The following is a 17,035-nucleotide window of genomic DNA, read 5'->3' on the forward strand; positions in this document are numbered from 1 at the left end:
CTCCGTGATCGCGCTTGCCACGAAAAGTGACGATTCTGGTGGTGTTCGATCGATCGCTCACCTCGGCAAACGGGTGAACGGGGCATCTTGTCCACGAGGTGACACCCAGGTTCCGTAACCTGTCACCCGACCCGGTGGTATGTGCGAGGAGAGTGGTGGCGGGATGACGGCTCGGCGACATCTCCTCGTCGTCGCCGCGCAGCGTCCGGCAATGCCAAGGCTGGACCAGCTCGACCGGGCGGCGCGGGTGCTGCACGACGTGCTCGCTCACGACGAAATCGGGGCATGTGAACCGGGCTTACCTGACGGGCACGCCCTGATCGAGGGCGAGTTCACGGCCGAGCACATCCGCGAGGCGGTCGCCGTCGCGGTCACACACGCCGCGAGGGAGAAGGCGACCTTCGTGGTCGCACTCCTCGGTGAGCTGGCCGGGGTCGATGTGCCCAAGCTGCTGAATCGGGCAGCGAGCAGGCACGGCGTCCGCGGTGTACTGGCCATCGTCGATACCTGGTCGCCAGACGTACTCAGCCCGGCCAGGCAGCCTCGGCTCGGCGTGATCATGACGTCGTCGGACCATCAGAATGCCTTCCGGCTGACTTTTGGGCTCTCGCGCTTGCTGGAGAACGGCATCCTCGAAGCTCGTCGGAATTTGGACATTCCGGCCATGGTCACCGAGGTGCGCGCGGTCGAAGGGGCCGACGTCGTCGATATCGCTCACCAAGACGACTCGAAGGAATTCTGGCTCGCGCGCAATCGCGGGTACAGCCTTGGCTACCAGCTCGGACGCGCTCCAAGTGTCGCGGGGCGACCAGGGCGAGCTGAGCTAGCGGTAGCTCTCAAGGATCGATTCGATGGAGTCGACTACACCCCTGAGCGGCTCTACGAACTTTGGCAGCGGCTCGGCAGAGAGCCTCGGACGCCGGCCGTGCTCCGCGCCACGCACGTACTCGACACGCTGCTGGTCGCGGCTCGAACAAGCGCCCTGCTACACCGGGTGCTGACCGGCGCATTGTCGACGAGCAGGTTGCGGCGTGCGGCGCCGGTCGAGGTGGCTGACGGCGAGGATGTCGCCGATGTCGTCGAGCGCGTTGCTTTGGAGCATCCGGCGGTCGAAGGGTCTTGTCGCGCGCAGCTGGCCCGGTTCGTCGTCAAGCTCGCGGCCTTCGACAATCGGCTCGATGATCCGCAGCTGCTCGAATGGGCACAGGCGGTCAGTGCGGTCAAAGCGTTCAAGGAGGCCGAAAAAGCTGAGCTTGAGCGCAGGGAACCCCGCAGGTTGTGGCTGATCGTGAGCCTGCACGCATCGACGACGGGGCTTTGGCCGGAAGAGCTCGAAACCTGGCTCTTGCGTGACGGCGTGCTCGAAAAACACAACAGGCTTCCATGTGAGCCGTCGAAGGCCGGTGTCGAACTCGTGCTGACAGATGTGATCACGAAGGCCGGCAAACGTGCTAGCGAACTCAGGACCCCGCTCAAGCGTGTCGATGTCGCCGCACCGGCGGAGTTGCTCGTGAGCTGGAAGCCGGACAACGCGACTTTGCGCTGGTCGGACCGGCTCAGTCCGCCCCGCGGGCACAAGTGGATGCTGGTCACGGCTCGGCGATGCCTCGACAACATCAACTTCCACGCCGGTGACGCGCCTGTCGATTGGCTGGATGATCAGGACACTCGTGATCTTGCCGGACTGGTGCGCAAGCTGGCTTCCGGAGACTATGAGCAGGCGATCGCACTGAAGCGCCCGGACCCCGATCCGCGTCTACTGTGGACGTTACTGACCCACATCCCCGTAGTGCTGTGGCCGGAGTCCGTGGTGGCGGACCGCCGCTTGCGGCGGGCGCTCGACGAGGAGTGGGACAGCGTCCCAGATGGACTGCGGACCGTGTGGGACGACGAAGAATGGCTGGACTTCTGCCAGAGGTACCAGCGTGGAACGCGGAGTTAGAGGAGTATCGCCATGACGTGGACCCCTGCATACCGGGGTGACGGTGTCGAGCGCGGGCTGCCGCTGCCTTCGGCTCCGCCGTGGCGGACATTCCCTCGTTCAGCCGTGGCGTTCCAACCGCCCGCGGGCCTTGCCGAAGCGGTCAACGCCGCACTCGCGCTGCGCCGTCCGTTGCTGATCACGGGCGCACCTGGTACCGGCAAATCGACCGCGATCGAGTCGGTCGCGACGGAATTGAAGCTGGGACAGGTTCTGCGGTGGCAGGTCACCTCGCAGAGCACGTTGAGCGATGCGCTCTACCGCTATGACGCACTCGGGCGTATCCACGCGCACCAGCTCGGGGGCACCGACGACATCGCCGCCTATCTGCGGCTCGGCCCTCTCGGTGCCGCTTTGCTGCCGTCGAACCATCCCCGTGCGCTTCTCATCGACGACATCGACAAAGGCGACCTAGACCTTGCTGGCGATCTGGCGGAGGTTCTGGAGGACGGCGAATTCGAGATTCCCGAACTGGTGCGGTTCGAGCGGTCCGCGGTTGAAATCCGTGAGTCGGACGGTGAAGCACGGCACCTGATCACCCGCGGCCGCGTGGTGTGTACGGAATTTCCGTTCATCGTGATCACCAGTAACGGTGAGCGGGACTTCTCGTCACAGTTCCTGCGTCGTTGTGTGCGCTTCACGATGCCGTCGTTCACCGACCCAGCCGCTGTGCGTCGTGTGCTTGAGGCGCACTTCGGCCTGAACGTCGACGACGCGGGACCGCTCGCGGAGCTGATCGACGAGTTCGCGACTCGTGTTCAAGCGGGCGAGCTGCTGGCGATCGATCAGCTGCTGGCCGCCGCTCATTTGCTCACCGGCGAGCACGCGCCGCAGGGGGAGGACAGGCGAGTGGTGCTCGATTACGTGCTGCGTGAGCTCACCCGTGCCTGAACCTGTCTTCGACGCCGCAGGCATTGCCCAGGCCCTACAGGCGTTCCGGCGTCCCTGGCCTGGTGGATACCGGGAACTTGATCTCAACGCGACAGTTCGGGAGTACGGGCACACCGCGGCGTTGACACCGCAGTTCCGGCGTCGGGCGGAGCGATGGTTCGACGTCACGCTGGTCGTCGACGATTCACGGTCGATGGATGTCTGGCGCTCCGTCACGGCGGAATTCGCCCGCGTCTTGCGCTCGATCGACGCGTTCCGGTCAGTGCGAACACGCGAACTCAGTCAAGAGGTGCGCATCGACCGCGGAGGACGAGAACTTGTCCTCGTGTTTTCGGATTGCGCCGGCGATGCGTGGCGTGGCGACAGTGCTTGGCAACGTGTGCGGCATTGGGCCGAGAGCACGCCGACGGCGGTGATCAACCCGCTGCCTCGCGGGCTATGGCGGCGCACAGGGCTGGATCTTCCTTCTGTCCGGGTCACCGCCAAAGCGCCGGGGAGTTCGGTTCTGCCGCATCGGGTTCCGGCGCTGGTCGAGCTGGCAGGCGAACAATGGACGCCGGTCCCGACCGTGGCTCTGACTCCGGCTTCGCTGCGACGATGGGCCGAGACACTCATGTGTGGCGACCGCGACGGCTGCGATGCGGTGCTCGTCCCACCGAGCCCGCTGGCGGGCGACGAGTCAGCGTTCCTGACTTCAGAGGAACTGCTCAGCACCTTCCGGCATACCGCGTCTCCGCTCGCGCTTCGCCTTGCGGTGCTCGCTTCGCCGTTCCGCGAGGTGAGCTTGCCGTTGTTGCAGCTCGTGCGACGCGAGCTGGTGCCGGAGGCCGCCGACAGCGATGTAGCCGAAGTTGTCATCAGCGGGCTCGACCGATTCCGCGAAGGGTTGCTGGAACGGCTCAGCACAAGCGATGCGTGGCGGCTGCACGAAGTCCTGGCGGGCCAGAACCTGCCTGAGGCGCTGCGGGACATTCTCGAGTTGCTCGGAGTCGCCGAGGTCGAACCGGTCAGTGTGGTGGAGTCTGTCGAGGCGCCCCCAGCCCCGATCGAGGTGGTAGGTCGAGAGCTGGACCTGGAGCTGCTCTGGCGTGGCTTCGAAGAGGCATCCGTCCAGGTGATCACCGGGCCGCCGGGTGTCGGCAAGACGACCATGGCTCGCGCGTTCGCCGAACGGCACCGCGCCGACTACGACTTCGTCGGCTGGACGACACGCACGAACTTCGAGAGCACGGTCGACGCGAATGTCACGCCAGGTGAGGACTCCTGGCTGATGATCACCGAAGGCGTTCCCGACCTGCACTTCCTGCCGAAGCGGCACAACGGGCACATTGTGGTGATCGCCGAAGATGGCTTCTCCGGTCGTCGATGGCCGGTCGTGAAGCTTGGGCCGCTGACCACGACGAGCGGCGTCGGACTCCTGATTGTCATCAGTGGCGACGACGATCTCGTTTCCGCACGAGAGTTCGTGACCGCGACAGGCGGGTGGCCGCTCATCATCCGGCTGGCCGGCAGCTATGTCCGATACCTCGGCACGACGATCGCGGCTTACTCGGCCGAGTTGCTGCCGGTGTTGCCAGAGCGAGTGAGCTATGCCCGTGTGCTGAGCGCGGTCTTCCGGCTGACCACGCAGCAGCTTTCCGGGGAAGCAGCGGCCCTGCTGGTCTCGGCGTCGGTTTACCGGGGTGAAGGTGTGCCCCTGCAGCGCATGCTCAGTTCGGTGTCGAAACCGCCGCGTCCAAGCCAGTTCGTCGAGGTGGCGTTGTCCGCCATGTTCGGCGATGAGCAGCGCATCCGCACCGCGGCGGCGGAGTTGCTCGCGTTCGGCCTGCTCACCGATGGCTACGGGCTCGAGGTGAATTCGCCGGTCCGGGAAATGACCCTCGACCAGGTCGCTGATCCGATTTCATGGGCGCGCTCGCTGCACGAGTTGTTCAAGATGTGGCTGCTGGGGCTGCCCGATCAAAAGGACGCGCTTTCGCTGTGGCAGGCGCATTTGCGGTCGATGCTGGACCTCGTGCCGGAGGACGAGGAAGGTCTTTTCATCCGCGGCGATTTCGCGGAATGGATGGGCCGCGACGGGGACGTGAAGTCGGCCATTGACCTCTACTCCGCACTGCTGGCTGACGCCGAAGTCATGGAGAAGGTCGATCCGACCTGGATTCGGGCGCGGTTGAAGAAGTGGCAGGGCAGGCTCGTCGCGTCCGAATCCGGCCGCTATGAGCTGGGCTCCATCCTGGGCGCCGGTACGATGAGCTTCGTCTATCAGGCGTTCGACAAGGTGCTGAACCGCGAGGTGGCACTGAAAGCGCCGAATCCTGAGCGGGCGCGGGATCCCCGCGCGGTGGAACGATTTCTGCGTGGCGCCCGGATCGGTTCGATGCTCAACCATCCGGCCATCGTCGCGACCTACGACATCGGCGAGATGGCCATCGACGACTTCCAGCGGCCGTACACCGTGCTGGAGCTGATCGACGGCGCGACGCTCACCGATGTGCTCAAGAGCGGTAAGCCGCCAGGTGTGCAGCGATCCATCGAGATCATCGCCGACCTGTGCAGTGCGCTGGACTCGGTGCACGCCAGAGGTTTCGTGCATGGCGACGTCAAACCATCACACGTCATGCTGACTACGCTTCGTGCGGTCAAGCTGGTCGGCTTCAGCATGGCGAGGGAGATCGGCGGAGCGCCGGAGGAGATCGACAAGGCCATCGGCGCGTCCGAGTACCGAGCGCCTGAGCAGGCGAACCGGCACAAGCTCGATGGCCGAGGCGACATCTATTCCGCGGGATGCCTGCTGTATGAGTTGCTGACCGGCGAGCGGCCGGCGCAGACGGGGACGATCAGCGCGCCGTCGACCATGCAGCCGGTGACGCGTGCTTTGGACGCCGTCGTGCTCAAAGCGCTGGCACCCAATCCGGAGAACCGCTACCAGACCGCGATGGAGTTCCGGGCAGACCTCGTCCGGGTGCACATGGGAGCCCTTCAGGCGCCGGTTCAGCCGCCGTCGGACGAACGAGGGCCACTGGACGACGACAAGGGGAGCCGGCGGTCCTGGTGGCCGTTCGGGCGCTGAGTGAGTTCTTCGGAGAGCACGGTGTCCAAGGTCCGGGTCGCGCGGCGGAGGCAGACCACGGCAGGCACGAGGACGGCGATGGCCAGCGCGACCCATGGCAGCATGCCCGTCTCCTTCCCCGCAGACGTAAGACCGATATTAGACGTCATAGCGCTGGAGGCTCGGCAAGCGAATGGCCCATATCCCGCCCAGAGGGGTTAGCTCCGTTAGCCTGGCCGGGTGACGGAGGACGAGACTTTCCACCGTGTGGATTGGTACGCCGAGGAGCTGACGGGACGCGGTTTCACGCGTTGCCGATTCCTGGGGTCGATCTGACGGAGGCGTCCACCCGCGGCGTGGTGTTCACGGAGTGCTCGCTGCGGCCGTTACGAGTCATCGGCGGCGACTGGTCGTTCGTGAGCCTGCCGCGTGCGGATCTGCGGGGGAGTGACCTGACCGCGCTCGACCCGCGTCAGGCTGAACTCGACGGCACGATCATCGACGCGAACCAGGCTGTTGTGCTGGCGGGCGCGCTTGGCCTGCGCGTCCGCTGAGCAGCTCAGGCATGGAAAGTTCGCCGCGGGCGACACGGTCGAATCGCCCGCGACGAACAAAGGTGACGGCTAGTTGTCGCCCCTATCCGTCGGTCATGACTTTATTCAAGGTTGGTATTAAGCGCCAGCCCCAGTTACCCGACGCTTCGGGGCGGACCGTCGAACGGCACGCTCGGCGGCGGGTTCGTCGACTGGCAGGTGACCCTGCTGCCAGGCAGGACGCCGTCGAGCAGGTAGGCGTTGACGGCGTTGTCGACGCACGGGTTGGCCGCGGGGAAGCCCATCAGCGGGTCCGGCACGTTGGCGTACTGGCCGTGTGTCCCCTCGCCCGCGACGCTGACCAGCGAGCTGCCGAGGGTCTCCGCCATGACCTCGCCATTTACATAAGGTGTGTTCGTGTCGCCGTCGCCCTGCAGCACGAGGCCTGTCGGGTAACGCGCGGGGCCGATCTTGGGTAGCGGTTCGGGAGTGAAGCTGCGGAAGGTGCAGTTCGTCGGCGCCATGTAGGACACCGTGTCGCCGTAGGGGAAGTGGTCACGCGCCCTGCGCATGTCCGCGTAGTAGTCCTCCACGTTGGACGGCCAGTTCCACTCACAGGTCACCGTCTGGAACACGCCGTTGCGGGTCGCTTTGATGTCTTCCCGCGCCGTTGCGACCGCGCGATCGGTGCGGCTGCGCGGGGCTGTGTCCGACTTGGCGCCCGAGATTTCCCCGAGCGCTTGGCTCATGGTCTCGCCGAACTCTTTCCACAATGGACGGGAGCGGGTGGATATGCCGACGTTCTCGTCGAACAGGTCGATGTTGCGGAAGCCCGCGATCGGTTTCGTCTTGACCGCCTCGGCGATCTTGTCGACGGAGGCGCGGACTTCGCGTGGTGTCGTTCCGAGCTTGAAGGTCTGGTCGCGGTTGGCCGCCCAGGTCGCCCATCGGGTGAAGTTCGCCTCGATGGTGGTCAGGATGTCGTCATCTTGCTCGTGCCAGGTCTTGATCGGGTCCAGGGCCGAGTCGAGCACGCTGCGGTCCAGCCGCTGCGGGAACATCTCGCCGTAGACGGCGCCGAGCCAGGTGCCGTATGAGACGCCGAGGTAGTTGATCTTCCGTTCGCCCAGTGCCGCGCGGGCGCGGTCCAGATCGCGTGCGGTGTTCATCGTGGTGATGAACTGCCGGAGATCGCCGCCGCCGCGCCGGCACAGCTCTTCGGTTTCCCGCGCGTACGCGGTGAAAACCGGCAGGTCCGCGTCGGTGGGCCTGCTGGGCAGGTCCGGACGCCATGAGCTGATCAGGCACGACAGCCGGGTTGAGGCTCCGACACCGCGCGGGTCCATGCCGATGATGTCGTAGACCTGGCTGATCGGTTGATCCGCGTAGCCGCTTGGCATCTCGAGGCCGGAGCCGCCTGGGCCACCGGGATTGGTGAAGAGCACGCCGCGGCGCCGGAGCGGGTCGGTGGCCCGGTGCCTGCTCAGCGCGATCGACAGCTGGGCGCCGAACGGGGTCCGGTAGTCCATCGGCACGGTGAGCGTGGCGCAGTCGAGGCCCGCCAAGGCGGTGCCTTTGCAGGGTTGCCAGTCGAGTGCGGCGGCTCGTGCCTCGGTGGCAGGCGTGAGCGCCAGCATGCTCAGGACGGCGACCGCCAGCGTCGTGGACCTCACTATGCGTATCCCTTCGGCGACTGAGCGAAGTTATAGCACTGCAAGGGTTTCCACGCAGGGCGATGCGTTGTTTGGATGCGGTCGTGCGATTCCAGGTGCTCGGCCCGCTGGCGGCGTCGGTGCCTTTGCCTTCGGCCGCCCAGCCGCGGCGGTTGCTGGCCATCCTGCTGGCCAGGCCGAACGAGTTCGTGCACCGGGACGCGCTGATCGACGAGCTGTGGCCGGACGGGGCGCCGTCCAGCGCCGCGGCGATCGTCCAGGTCACGGTGTCGAAGCTGCGCAAGGTGCTGGGTGAGGAACGCCTGCGCAACGGACCGCTGGGTTACCGGCTGACCGTGGAGCCGGGTGAGCTGGACACCGACCGGTTCTTGGCGTTGGCCGCCGCAGGCGAGCTTGAAGAGGCGCTGGGGTGCTGGCGGGGTCCGGCCTTCGAGGACATCGCGGGCGGGCCGCTGGTCGAAGCGCACAAGGTGTGGCTGAACGACCGGCGCTGGTCGGTGTTCCGTCGGTACACCGCGCTCGAGCTCGAGCGCGGCAGGCACCGTGAGGTGGTCGACGAGCTGGCCAAGGTCGTCGCGGACCGGCCGACCGATGAGCAGCTGGTCGCCCAGTTCGTCGTCGCGCTCGATCGGTGTGGACGCCGCGATGCCGCGCTGCGCGCGCTGGAACGAGCGCGTGCCGCGCTGTGGGAGCAGGCCGCGGTCAGGCCTGGGGACGACCTGTATCGCCTTTACCGGCGGATCGCGGGCCGGGAGTGGACCTGCGGCGACCCGCCGGCGCAGCTGCCTGCCTCGACGCCGGACTTCGTCGGGCGAACGGTCCAGCTTGCCGAGCTGGAGCGGGCGAAGGGGCTGGTCGTGCTGCACGGACCGCCCGGGATCGGCAAGACGGCGCTGGCCGTCCATGCCGCGCGACGAGCACGCAAACGCTTTCCTGACGGCCAGCTCTACGCGGAGATAGGCCGGGCTACGCCACGCGACGTGCTGGCCGGATTTCTGATCGCGTTGGGAGTCGAGCCGCCTGATGACCTGAGTGAGCTCGTCGGGCTTTGGCGAGGGCAGACCAGCGATCGGCGCCTGCTGATCGTGCTCGACGACGTCGCGTCGGAGCGTCAGCTGCGTTCGCTGCTGCCGAGTGGGTCGGGATGCCTGGTGTTGGCGACGTCGCGGCGCAGGCTGCTCGGGGTGCCGGGGCAGACGGTCGAAGTCGGGGAGCTGGCCGAGATCGGGGACTTGCTGGGCCGCGAGCGGTTGCGCGCGGAGCCTGTGGCCGGGGCCGAGTTGGTTCGGCTGTGCCGTGGTCTGCCGCTCGCCGCGCGCGTGGCCGGTGCGAAGCTCGCGCAGCGTCCGCATCTTCTGGTCAGCGAGCTGGCCGCGCGGTTGGCTGACGAGACGCGGACGCTCGACGAGCTGATCGCCGGTGACCTCAGCGTCCGGGCCGCGCTCTCGTCGGCCATGCGGGAGCGGTCGGCCGAGGAGCGTGGTGCGCTGCGACTGCTCGCGTCCTGTTCGCCCGAGGTCACCGAGTGGTCGGCGGCGGCGTTGCTCGAACTGCCGGTGGCGGCGGCCAGGGACCTGCTCGACGCGCTGGTCGATGGCCATCTCCTGGTCACCGATGGCCGGGACGCGCTGGGGTTCGTCCGGTACGTGCTGCCTGATTTCGTGCGGCTGTTCTGGCGTGCGGCGCCGGATCCGGTGGCGACCGGGCGGGTGTTCGCCGCGGTGATCGAGCGGCTCGCGGCGGCGTACGGCGCGCTGGCGGCGAGCCCCGCCGGGTCCGCGCACACGGTGTCGCTGCTCGGGCTCGCCGCCGATGGCCCGGAAACGGCCGTCAAGCTGCTCAATGCGGGCTCGTTGCATTGGGAGGACGGCCGGTCGCAGCGCGCGCGGCGGTACTTCGAGCTGGCCGAAAGCCGGTTCCGGGCGCTCGGGGACGATCGGGGTACCGGGGCGTCGCTGGTCGCGCTCGCCGATGTGCACGCCGAACTCGGAGACGGACAGCGGGCGTTGAGCGAGCTGCGTGAGGCGCTGGTGCTCCTGAAGGGTGACACTCGAGGGCAGGCGGTCGCGGCGTATCAGCTTGGGTCGCTGCTGGAGGACCTCGGGGACGTCCGGCGGGCGATCGAGAGCTTCGAGCTGAGCATGCTGCTCGCCGAGGACCGCAACGACCAGGCCGCGAAGCGCTATGCCGACGTGCTCCGGCGGCATGGGCGCCATGACGAGGCAGGGGCCTTGCTGGAGGACGCGCTCGGCAACGCCACGCGCGCCGGCGAGCGGCACTGGGAGGCGCATGTGCTGCGCAGCCTCGGTGACCTGCACACCGAGCTGGGTGAGGCCGCGGACAGCAGGCGGCACCTCGCGCGCTCGCTGCTGCTGTTCGAGCGGCTCGGGCACCGGCACGCGGCGGCGTACACGCATCGCAGCCTCGCCGACGCATGTCACCTCGGGGGTGACCGGGTGGCCGCGGAAGGGCACCTGAAGACGGCGATGACCACGTTCGCCGATCTCGGTGACCGTCGCGGCGCCGGGTACGCCTTGCTCAGTCTCGGCCGGATCCGGGACGACGCGTCGGCGTTCACGCTCGCCGCGAACCTGTTCCGTGAATTGGGCTTCCCGTTGTGGGAGCTGAGGGCGCTCGCCGGGCTAAACAGCAGGTCACAAGGTTGTGAGCTAACCCGTGAAGCATTGACGAAGATCAGTGGGGCACCTGGTTCCTGAGTGTCACATCCGGGTGCTGTTTGGCGAAGTTATGGCGGCCCCGCCGAAGCTCCAGCGCGTTGGGAATCCCACGACACCGGAGGCACTCCATGCGCGTACTCCCTCGGCTGGCGGTGGCCGTCACGGCCATCGGGGCGGCGCTCCTGTTCACCACGGGCACCGCTTCGGCCGTCACGAAACTGAGCCAGTCCGCCGCCCAGTCGCAGCTGGGCGGCGCCGGCATCACCCACTCGTCGAGCGGTGGCTGCACCAACCGGAACGTCTCGACGTGCACGTCGTACGAGCAGATCAACCAGAGCACGGTGAGCCAGGCGATCACGCTCAAGCGGTCCAGTGGCTGCGCGATCAACATCACCGGCGGCACCGAGGTCGGGCACGCCTCCGGCACCTACAGCCACTGGAACGGCTACAAGATCGACATCTCGCACAACAGCTGCATCGACTCCTACGTCAAGAACAGCTTCACCTACATCGGGCTGCGTGGCGACGGCTACCCTCAGTGGAAGTCCGCCGCTGGCAACCTGTACTGCGATGAGGGCAACCACTGGGACATCACGTACTTCTAGGCATCCCGGGTCCGGTCGCGAGGGGAAACCGCTGTGAGGGCGGCGTTTTCCCCTCGCGGCCTCCGGAGCCAGGCGCGTTCGGCGACCGTCCAGGTGGTCGTCGTCAGCAGGTAGAGACCGGCCGCGAGCGGCACGAAACCGGCGGCCAGCACGGTGCCGTAGGGGAGCAGGCGCAGGAATTTGGGGCTGTCGGGCGATTGCCGGGCCTGCCAGCGCGACGAGAACCAGGCGACGACCGCGAGCGCCGCGGCGAGTCCGAAGTAGACGGGACTGCCGGACAGCGCGGGCCAATGCGCGCCGAGCGGACTGCCGAAGAGCGTCCCGGCCAGCAGGGCATTGGGTTCACCCGCCACGGTCGCGGATGAGAAGAGCTGGTACATCACCCAGAAGAACGGCAGCTGGGCGAACATCGGCAGGCAACCGGCGAACAACGAGACGCCGGATTCTTCCTGGAGTTTCGCCACCTCTTGGCGCAATCGGTCGGGGTTGTCCGCGTACTTCTTCTGCAGCTTCTGAAGCTCAGGCTGCATCACCGCGCGTGCGCGCTCACCGCGAAGAGCCGCCCTGCTCAAGGGATGCAGCAGCAGGCGGACGCAGAGGGTGAACACGATGATCGCGACCGAGACGGCCAAAGGGCCGGTGACCGGCTGGGTGATCGAGGCGAGCCAGGTGACGAGGTGGTACGCGCCGGAAACGGGCACGTCGAGGAAACCGAACATGGGCAGCACTCCGCTGAGAAAGAAAAGGGTTGGGGGATAAGCGGATTGGCTGCGTGAAAGAAAGTGCTACGCAGCCAGGCTGCGCGGTCCGGGTGCGCGGGGACGCCGTCGCCCTCGGGCGTCAGGGTCTCGTAGGCGCAGGAAAGCGGCGCGTCGCGAACGCTCGCGCAAGGCGGTGGCGCGGCCGCGTACCGGCGAGGACCACAGGGTGAGTTCGCCGCCGTGTGCGTGCGAGACGAGCAGGACGACCAAGAGGCTCGCGGCGAGCACCGAGGCGAAGGCGAGCAGCGCGCCGGGGCTGGTCAACGCCGGAAATGCCAGCTGTAGCAACGTGGACACGCGACCTCCCCTCAGGCTCGGCCGAAGTGTACCGGAGACGGGGTGCGTTGCGCTTCGGCGCGAAGCCGCGTATGCTGACGGTGCTCCCAGTGGAAGTCGGCTAGCTGAGCCGCCCCGGGGCATCTTCCCGAAGTCAGGCCTTCCGGTCTCGCTTCCCTCTTTCCCGCGATCCGTTCTGGTCGCGTTCGCATCCTTGGAGAACACCCATGCCCGAAAATACCATCTATGGAATCGTTGACATACAAGCGAAAACCGCGTTCGTCAGGTCCGGCTACAACGCCGGGCCCGGCGACGTCCCGTTGCCGCTGGCCACCGTGCGCAAGTACGCGCTGCGCCAGGGCGACGTGATCAGCGGCACCACGACGCAGATCGACACCGTCAATGGCGCCGAACCCACCGGGAACCGTCCCGAATTCACCGCACTGACGCCGATCCATCCCGATCAGCGCCTCCTGCTCGAAACCAAACCCAATTTGCTGCTCACCCGGGTGATCGACCTGGTGATGCCGCTCGGCAAGGGGCAGCGCGCGCTGATCCCCGCGCCGCCCAAGGCCGGTAAAACCTCTGTGCTGCAAGGGATCGCGCACGGAATCTCGGTCAACCACCCCGAATGCGAGCTCATGGTCGTGCTCGTCGACGAGCGTCCTGAAGAGGTCACCGACCTGCGCCGGTCCATTGACGGCGAGGTCATCGCGTCGACCTTCGACCGGCCGCCTGCCGAGCACATCGCCGTCGCCGAACTCGCCATCGAGCGCGCCAAGCGCCGCGTCGAGAACGGCGAGGACATCGTGCTGCTGCTCGATTCGCTCACCCGGCTCGGCCGCGCGTACAACCTGGCCGGGAAACCGTCCGGCCGGATCCTGTCCGGCGGTGTCGACGCCGGCGCCCTGCAGCCGCTCAAGCGTTTTCTCGGCGCGGCGCGCAACATCGAGCACGGCGGCTCGCTGACGATCATCGCCACCGCGCTGGTCGAAACCGGGTCGCTGGCCGACACGTTGTTCTTCGAGGAACTCAAGAGCACCGGCAACGCCGAGCTCAAGCTCGACCGCAAACTCGCCGAGCGCCGCGTGTTCCCGGCCGTGGACATCACCGCGTCCGGCACCCGCCGCGACGAGCTGCTGGTGCCTCGCGAGGAGCTGGTCATCATGCACGACGTGCGCCGCGCGCTGCACGGCCAGAACGCCACCGAGCAGCTGCTCGACCAGCTCCGCAAGACCTCCTCGAACACCGAGTTCCTGCTTCGCGTTTCCGCGTCGGTCGCGCCGCGCGCTGCCTAGGACACGCCCTAGACGCCCATCACGCCGATGTTCGCGCCGCCGCTGACCTCGATGACCTGCCCGGTGATCCACCGGCCGTCGTCGGAGACGAGCAGTGCGACGGCGTCCGCGATGTCCGCGGGCTGCCCGATCCGGCCCAGCGCGATCGACGCCGAGAGCGCTTCGATGATCCCCGGCTGATCCCGTACCGGCGCGATCAGGTCGGTGTCCGTGACTCCGGGCGAGACCACGTTGACCGTGATCTGCCGTTGGCCCAGCGGGATCGCGAGTGTCCGGCCCAGCATCTCCAGCGCGCCTTTCGTCATCCCGTACACGAGCGCGGCAGGCAACGGCACCCTGGTGATCGACGACGAGATCAGCACGACCCGTCCGCCGTCGTTGAGCAGCGGAAGCGCCTGTTGCAGCAGGAAGAACGGGGCCCGCACATTCACCGCGAACGTCTCGTCGAACGTCGCGGGCGTGGCCATCGTGAGTGAGCCGGGGCCGCCGGAACCGGCGTTGTTCACCAGAATGTCCAAGGGGCGGCCGTCGAGTCCGGCTTGGAGCCCGGTCAGCAGGTTCTCCACATCGCCGTCCACACCCAGCGGTGCTTTGACGGGAAACGCGGCGCCGCCCTCGTGCTCGATCGCCGCGACGGTTTCCTTGGCCGCCGTGTCGTTGCTGCCGTAGTGCACCGCGACCAGCGCGCCGTCCGCGGCCAGCCTGCGGGCGATGCCGCGGCCGATGCCCCGCGAGGCGCCGGTCACCAGCGCGGTCTTGCCGGTCAGGTCCGCCATCGAAATGCCCCTTGTCGGTCGATCCGGTGCGTGCTGGATCCACCTTGGCGCAGCGCGCTCACTGGCGGCGCACTGCCGCCCGATACGCCGTCAGGTCAGCGCGGCTGGGCGGAGGCGAGCACGCTGTCGAAGATCTCCGCCGACTCGGCCCAGCTCGTCTCCGAGGACGAGGTGTAGACGACGTAGTCGGTGTTGTCGATACGCCAATAGACTCCGCGGGCGTGCGTGGCCTTGCCGCTCTTGGTGAAGGTGAACTCCCAGTCGACGGCTTCGCTGGCGTTCCCGAAGTCGATCTTGTCCAGGCGTACGCGCTGGTAGTCGGTGCTGATCGAGGTGTTGCGGGTCTCGTTGCGCGCGGTGATGTCGAACAGGGAGCCCGATGACGACGGGTTGCCGCCGAAGCGGATCAGCCTGCTGGCCTCGTCGGGGTCGGTCGCCTCGCGGTTGCTCGCGACGGCGCCCGCGTGCACCGACCAGGAGGGTGGCAGCGAAACGACCAGCCCGGCGGGGCCGGTGACCGGCTTGAGGCCGGTGGCCGCCGACGAGGTCGTGGTGGTGGTCGTGGGTGACGAGGACGGCGCGCTGCTGGGCGAGCGCGACGACGACGTCTGCAGCAGTGGCTCTTGCGCGGCCGGTGGCGGGGCGGCGTCCTGCATGCGCTTGGCGCTGGAGATCGCGACGTAGACGATGCCGGCGACCACGGCGACCGCGAGTGCCATCACGGCGACGATGATCACGGTGGTCCAGCGACGGGGACGAGGGGGCACGATCACGGCGAACCGGTCGGTGTCCATTTCGCTGGACGGATAGCTCCCGTCGGACAACGCGTTGTCCTTTCGTCGGCCGCCACTGCGTTTGTTTCAGTTCAGGATCGACCCTGGAGAATTCAAATTCAAGCCGTAACAATAGGTGGCTTCGGGCGATATCGGCAATCGGGACCGCCCGGGTTTCGATCGCCGAGGGGGCGACCGAAACCGGGGTCAGAGGTGATCCAGCAGGGTCACTGTCCGTGCCGCCACATCAGCGGGAATGGGCCGATTGTGACGCGTGTGGGTGACGCTGAGCGCCGCGAGTGCTCGATCGAGGGTGTCCCAGTCGCCGAGGCGCAGTCCGGTTTCCAGGGTGCCCAGTAAAACCCGCACCGCGTCCCAGTCTTGGGCCGAATGGGTCAATTTCGTGAGAAGATCTCGGATTCGACCACGTAATGCGTGTTCGCGGCGGAGTTCGGCTTTGCGCGCGCCCGCGACGAGCAGGCGCGGATTCTGCACCAGCAGCCTGCTGGCGTCGAGTTCGCGGACCAGCAGTGCGGCGAGCAGCCGTGGCTGGTGCCGTCGCGCGTCGAACGCCAGCGCGGTGAGCGCGGCGGCAGGCGAGACCTCGCGGGAGATCCAGTTGTCGGCCAGCGCGGTCAGCGTCGGCGACGTCGTGCCGGGCGGCAGGATCGGGACGAAGGTCAGCTGCGGCAGGCCGTAGGACATCCGGTCGCGTGCCGCGTCGGCGCGGCGCAGGATGTCGGCCAGCTCGGCGTCGGTCGAGCCGTCGCCGGAGACCGCGACCACCGTGTCCGGCAGTTGCGCGAGGCATATGGCAGCGGTGTCGGAGGTCCCGTGTGGACAGTCGATGAGCACGGCGTCGTACCGGTGCGCGTGGTCGGCGCGCCAGGCTTCGAGCGCGTCGCCAAGGCGCCGGTCCGTGTAGAGGGTCTCGAGGTCGACGCGTTCGGCCGCGCCGTGGATGATTTCGACCCCGTTGTCCTGGCGGGCGATCACCGGAGTGGCCGGATCGCTCAGGAATCCGGCCAGCGCTGACCGTTCGACGCACAGCACGCGGTGTCCCCAGCCCGCGAGCACCGTCGCCGTCCGCCGCGCCAGTTCGGCGGACGGCGGGTGCTCACGCCGTGCGTAGAAGGTGGTGATCATGGTGGCCTCACAACTGGGGGAGTGACGGCGGTGGCTGGGCGGGCGGGCGCGGGTGCGCCGACGGCCAGGCGCGCCAGCGCGGGACCCGTGGCAGCAAATCGGCCAGTGCGAGCGCCAGCTTGCCGACCTCGTCGGCCAGCGAGTCGTAGCGCGGGGTCTGCCGGAACGACGGGTGCGGGCGGTTCCAGCGCCGCAGGTCGTGCCCGGCCATGCCCTCGCCGGAGAACCGCACCGGGCAGATCAGCCGGTGGCCGCAGAGGCGTTCGCGCAGCCGCATCGACTCCCACTCGCTGAGGCAGTCGGGTGAGGTGAAGTACGGCGGCGACCAGATCGGCACGAGCAGCCGGGCGTCGCGCAGCTCGCCTTCGCCGGGGAGGACGATTTTCGGTTCCTCGATGAGCTTGGCCAGGCTCCGATCGAGCAGATCCCGGAAATGATTCACCGTCCACTTCCGTGACGGCCCGGTGCGCGCGCAGCTGAGGAACACGTCGTAGCGGTAACCGGGCATGGCCGTTTCACCGTCCTTTCCGATGTCCGAACGCCGAACGGGTGCTTGACGTGCTGTGCGCGGGGATGGCACGTTCGGTTACCACTT

General features: G+C 67.5%; 14 protein-coding genes. 7 read left to right on the plus strand and 7 right to left on the minus strand.

Features of this window, described 5'->3' with window-relative positions:
* The first annotated feature begins 163 nt into the window (after nt 1–163).
* The 4 genes from AB5J62_RS07270 (at nt 164) to AB5J62_RS07285 (ending at nt 6,475) form a co-directional block, all read left to right on the plus strand.
* Nucleotides 164–1,942: a hypothetical protein gene (locus AB5J62_RS07270; RefSeq protein ID WP_370947346.1), complete on the plus strand. Its 1,779-nt coding sequence runs from the start codon at nt 164–166 to the stop codon at nt 1,940–1,942.
* Nucleotides 1,943–2,047: 105 nt separating this feature from the next.
* Nucleotides 2,048–2,872: an AAA family ATPase gene (locus tag AB5J62_RS07275; protein WP_370947347.1), complete on the plus strand. Its 825-nt coding sequence runs from the start codon at nt 2,048–2,050 to the stop codon at nt 2,870–2,872.
* Nucleotides 2,853–5,942: an SAV_2336 N-terminal domain-related protein gene (locus tag AB5J62_RS07280; protein WP_370947349.1), complete on the plus strand. Its 3,090-nt coding sequence runs from the start codon at nt 2,853–2,855 to the stop codon at nt 5,940–5,942. The genes AB5J62_RS07275 and AB5J62_RS07280 overlap by 20 nt, the downstream gene beginning before the upstream one ends.
* A 290-nt stretch (nt 5,943–6,232) precedes the next feature.
* The gene (locus tag AB5J62_RS07285; RefSeq protein ID WP_370947350.1) at nt 6,233–6,475 is read left to right on the plus strand and encodes a hypothetical protein; all 243 of its coding nucleotides are present in this window, start codon (nt 6,233–6,235) and stop codon (nt 6,473–6,475) included.
* A gap of 134 nt (nt 6,476–6,609) precedes the next feature.
* On the opposite strand, the gene AB5J62_RS07290 is transcribed toward AB5J62_RS07285, so the two are convergent.
* A complete protein-coding gene (locus AB5J62_RS07290) occupies nt 6,610–8,127 on the minus strand; it encodes an alpha/beta fold hydrolase (protein ID WP_370947351.1) in 1,518 nt (505 codons plus the stop codon).
* 83 nt (nt 8,128–8,210) lie between these two features.
* Between AB5J62_RS07290 and AB5J62_RS07295 the strand changes: the two genes are divergently transcribed.
* Nucleotides 8,211–10,844 (plus strand): BTAD domain-containing putative transcriptional regulator, encoded by a 2,634-nt coding sequence (locus AB5J62_RS07295; protein WP_370947352.1) that lies wholly within the window; start codon nt 8,211–8,213, stop codon nt 10,842–10,844.
* Nucleotides 10,845–10,933: 89 nt separating this feature from the next.
* A complete protein-coding gene (locus AB5J62_RS07300; RefSeq protein WP_370947353.1) occupies nt 10,934–11,410 on the plus strand; it encodes a hypothetical protein in 477 nt (158 codons plus the stop codon).
* Here the strand turns inward: AB5J62_RS07300 and AB5J62_RS07305 are convergent.
* On the minus strand, nt 11,407–12,129 hold the full coding sequence (locus AB5J62_RS07305) for a YidC/Oxa1 family membrane protein insertase (RefSeq protein WP_370947354.1): 723 nt from the start codon (nt 12,127–12,129) through the stop codon (nt 11,407–11,409). The two genes, AB5J62_RS07300 and AB5J62_RS07305, sit on opposite strands and share 4 nt — an antisense overlap.
* Nucleotides 12,130–12,195: 66 nt before the next feature.
* Nucleotides 12,196–12,468 carry a DUF6412 domain-containing protein gene (locus AB5J62_RS07310; RefSeq protein ID WP_370947355.1) on the minus strand — a complete coding sequence of 91 codons (273 nt, stop codon included), beginning with the start codon at nt 12,466–12,468 and terminating at the stop codon, nt 12,196–12,198.
* 206 nt (nt 12,469–12,674) lie between these two features.
* Here AB5J62_RS07310 and rho point away from each other — a divergent pair, with 206 nt between their 5' ends.
* Nucleotides 12,675–13,745 (plus strand): transcription termination factor Rho, encoded by a 1,071-nt coding sequence (gene rho / locus AB5J62_RS07315; protein ID WP_370947356.1) that lies wholly within the window; start codon nt 12,675–12,677, stop codon nt 13,743–13,745.
* A gap of 8 nt (nt 13,746–13,753) precedes the next feature.
* Here the strand turns inward: rho and AB5J62_RS07320 are convergent, their stop codons facing one another.
* From AB5J62_RS07320 to AB5J62_RS07335, 4 genes are all read right to left on the minus strand, one after another.
* Complete coding sequence (locus AB5J62_RS07320) at nt 13,754–14,521, minus strand: SDR family NAD(P)-dependent oxidoreductase (protein WP_370947357.1); 768 nt, start codon at nt 14,519–14,521, stop codon at nt 13,754–13,756.
* Nucleotides 14,522–14,616: 95 nt separating this feature from the next.
* Nucleotides 14,617–15,345 carry a hypothetical protein gene (locus AB5J62_RS07325; RefSeq protein ID WP_370947358.1) on the minus strand — a complete coding sequence of 243 codons (729 nt, stop codon included), beginning with the start codon at nt 15,343–15,345 and terminating at the stop codon, nt 14,617–14,619.
* Nucleotides 15,346–15,501: 156 nt separating this feature from the next.
* Nucleotides 15,502–16,440 carry a hypothetical protein gene (locus AB5J62_RS07330; RefSeq protein WP_370947359.1) on the minus strand — a complete coding sequence of 313 codons (939 nt, stop codon included), beginning with the start codon at nt 16,438–16,440 and terminating at the stop codon, nt 15,502–15,504.
* A gap of 7 nt (nt 16,441–16,447) precedes the next feature.
* The gene (locus AB5J62_RS07335; RefSeq protein ID WP_370947360.1) at nt 16,448–16,948 is read right to left on the minus strand and encodes a hypothetical protein; all 501 of its coding nucleotides are present in this window, start codon (nt 16,946–16,948) and stop codon (nt 16,448–16,450) included.
* Between the last annotated feature and the right edge of the window lie 87 nt (nt 16,949–17,035).

It is taken from the genome of Amycolatopsis sp. cg5, from assembly GCF_041346955.1.
Lineage (GTDB): Bacteria > Actinomycetota > Actinomycetes > Mycobacteriales > Pseudonocardiaceae > Amycolatopsis.

Bases quoted from the DNA above. Each gene is read 5' to 3' on its own strand.
- AB5J62_RS07270 (WP_370947346.1), top strand. From the start codon at position 164: ATGACGGCTCGGCGACATCTCCTCGTCGTCGCCGCGCAGCGTCCGGCA.
- AB5J62_RS07300 (WP_370947353.1), top strand. From the start codon at position 10,934: ATGCGCGTACTCCCTCGGCTGGCGGTGGCCGTCACGGCCATCGGGGCG.
- AB5J62_RS07305 (WP_370947354.1), bottom strand. From the start codon at position 12,129: ATGTTCGGTTTCCTCGACGTGCCCGTTTCCGGCGCGTACCACCTCGTC.
- rho (WP_370947356.1), top strand. From the start codon at position 12,675: ATGCCCGAAAATACCATCTATGGAATCGTTGACATACAAGCGAAAACC.
- AB5J62_RS07320 (WP_370947357.1), bottom strand. From the start codon at position 14,521: ATGGCGGACCTGACCGGCAAGACCGCGCTGGTGACCGGCGCCTCGCGG.
- AB5J62_RS07330 (WP_370947359.1), bottom strand. From the start codon at position 16,440: ATGATCACCACCTTCTACGCACGGCGTGAGCACCCGCCGTCCGCCGAA.
- AB5J62_RS07335 (WP_370947360.1), bottom strand. From the start codon at position 16,948: ATGCCCGGTTACCGCTACGACGTGTTCCTCAGCTGCGCGCGCACCGGG.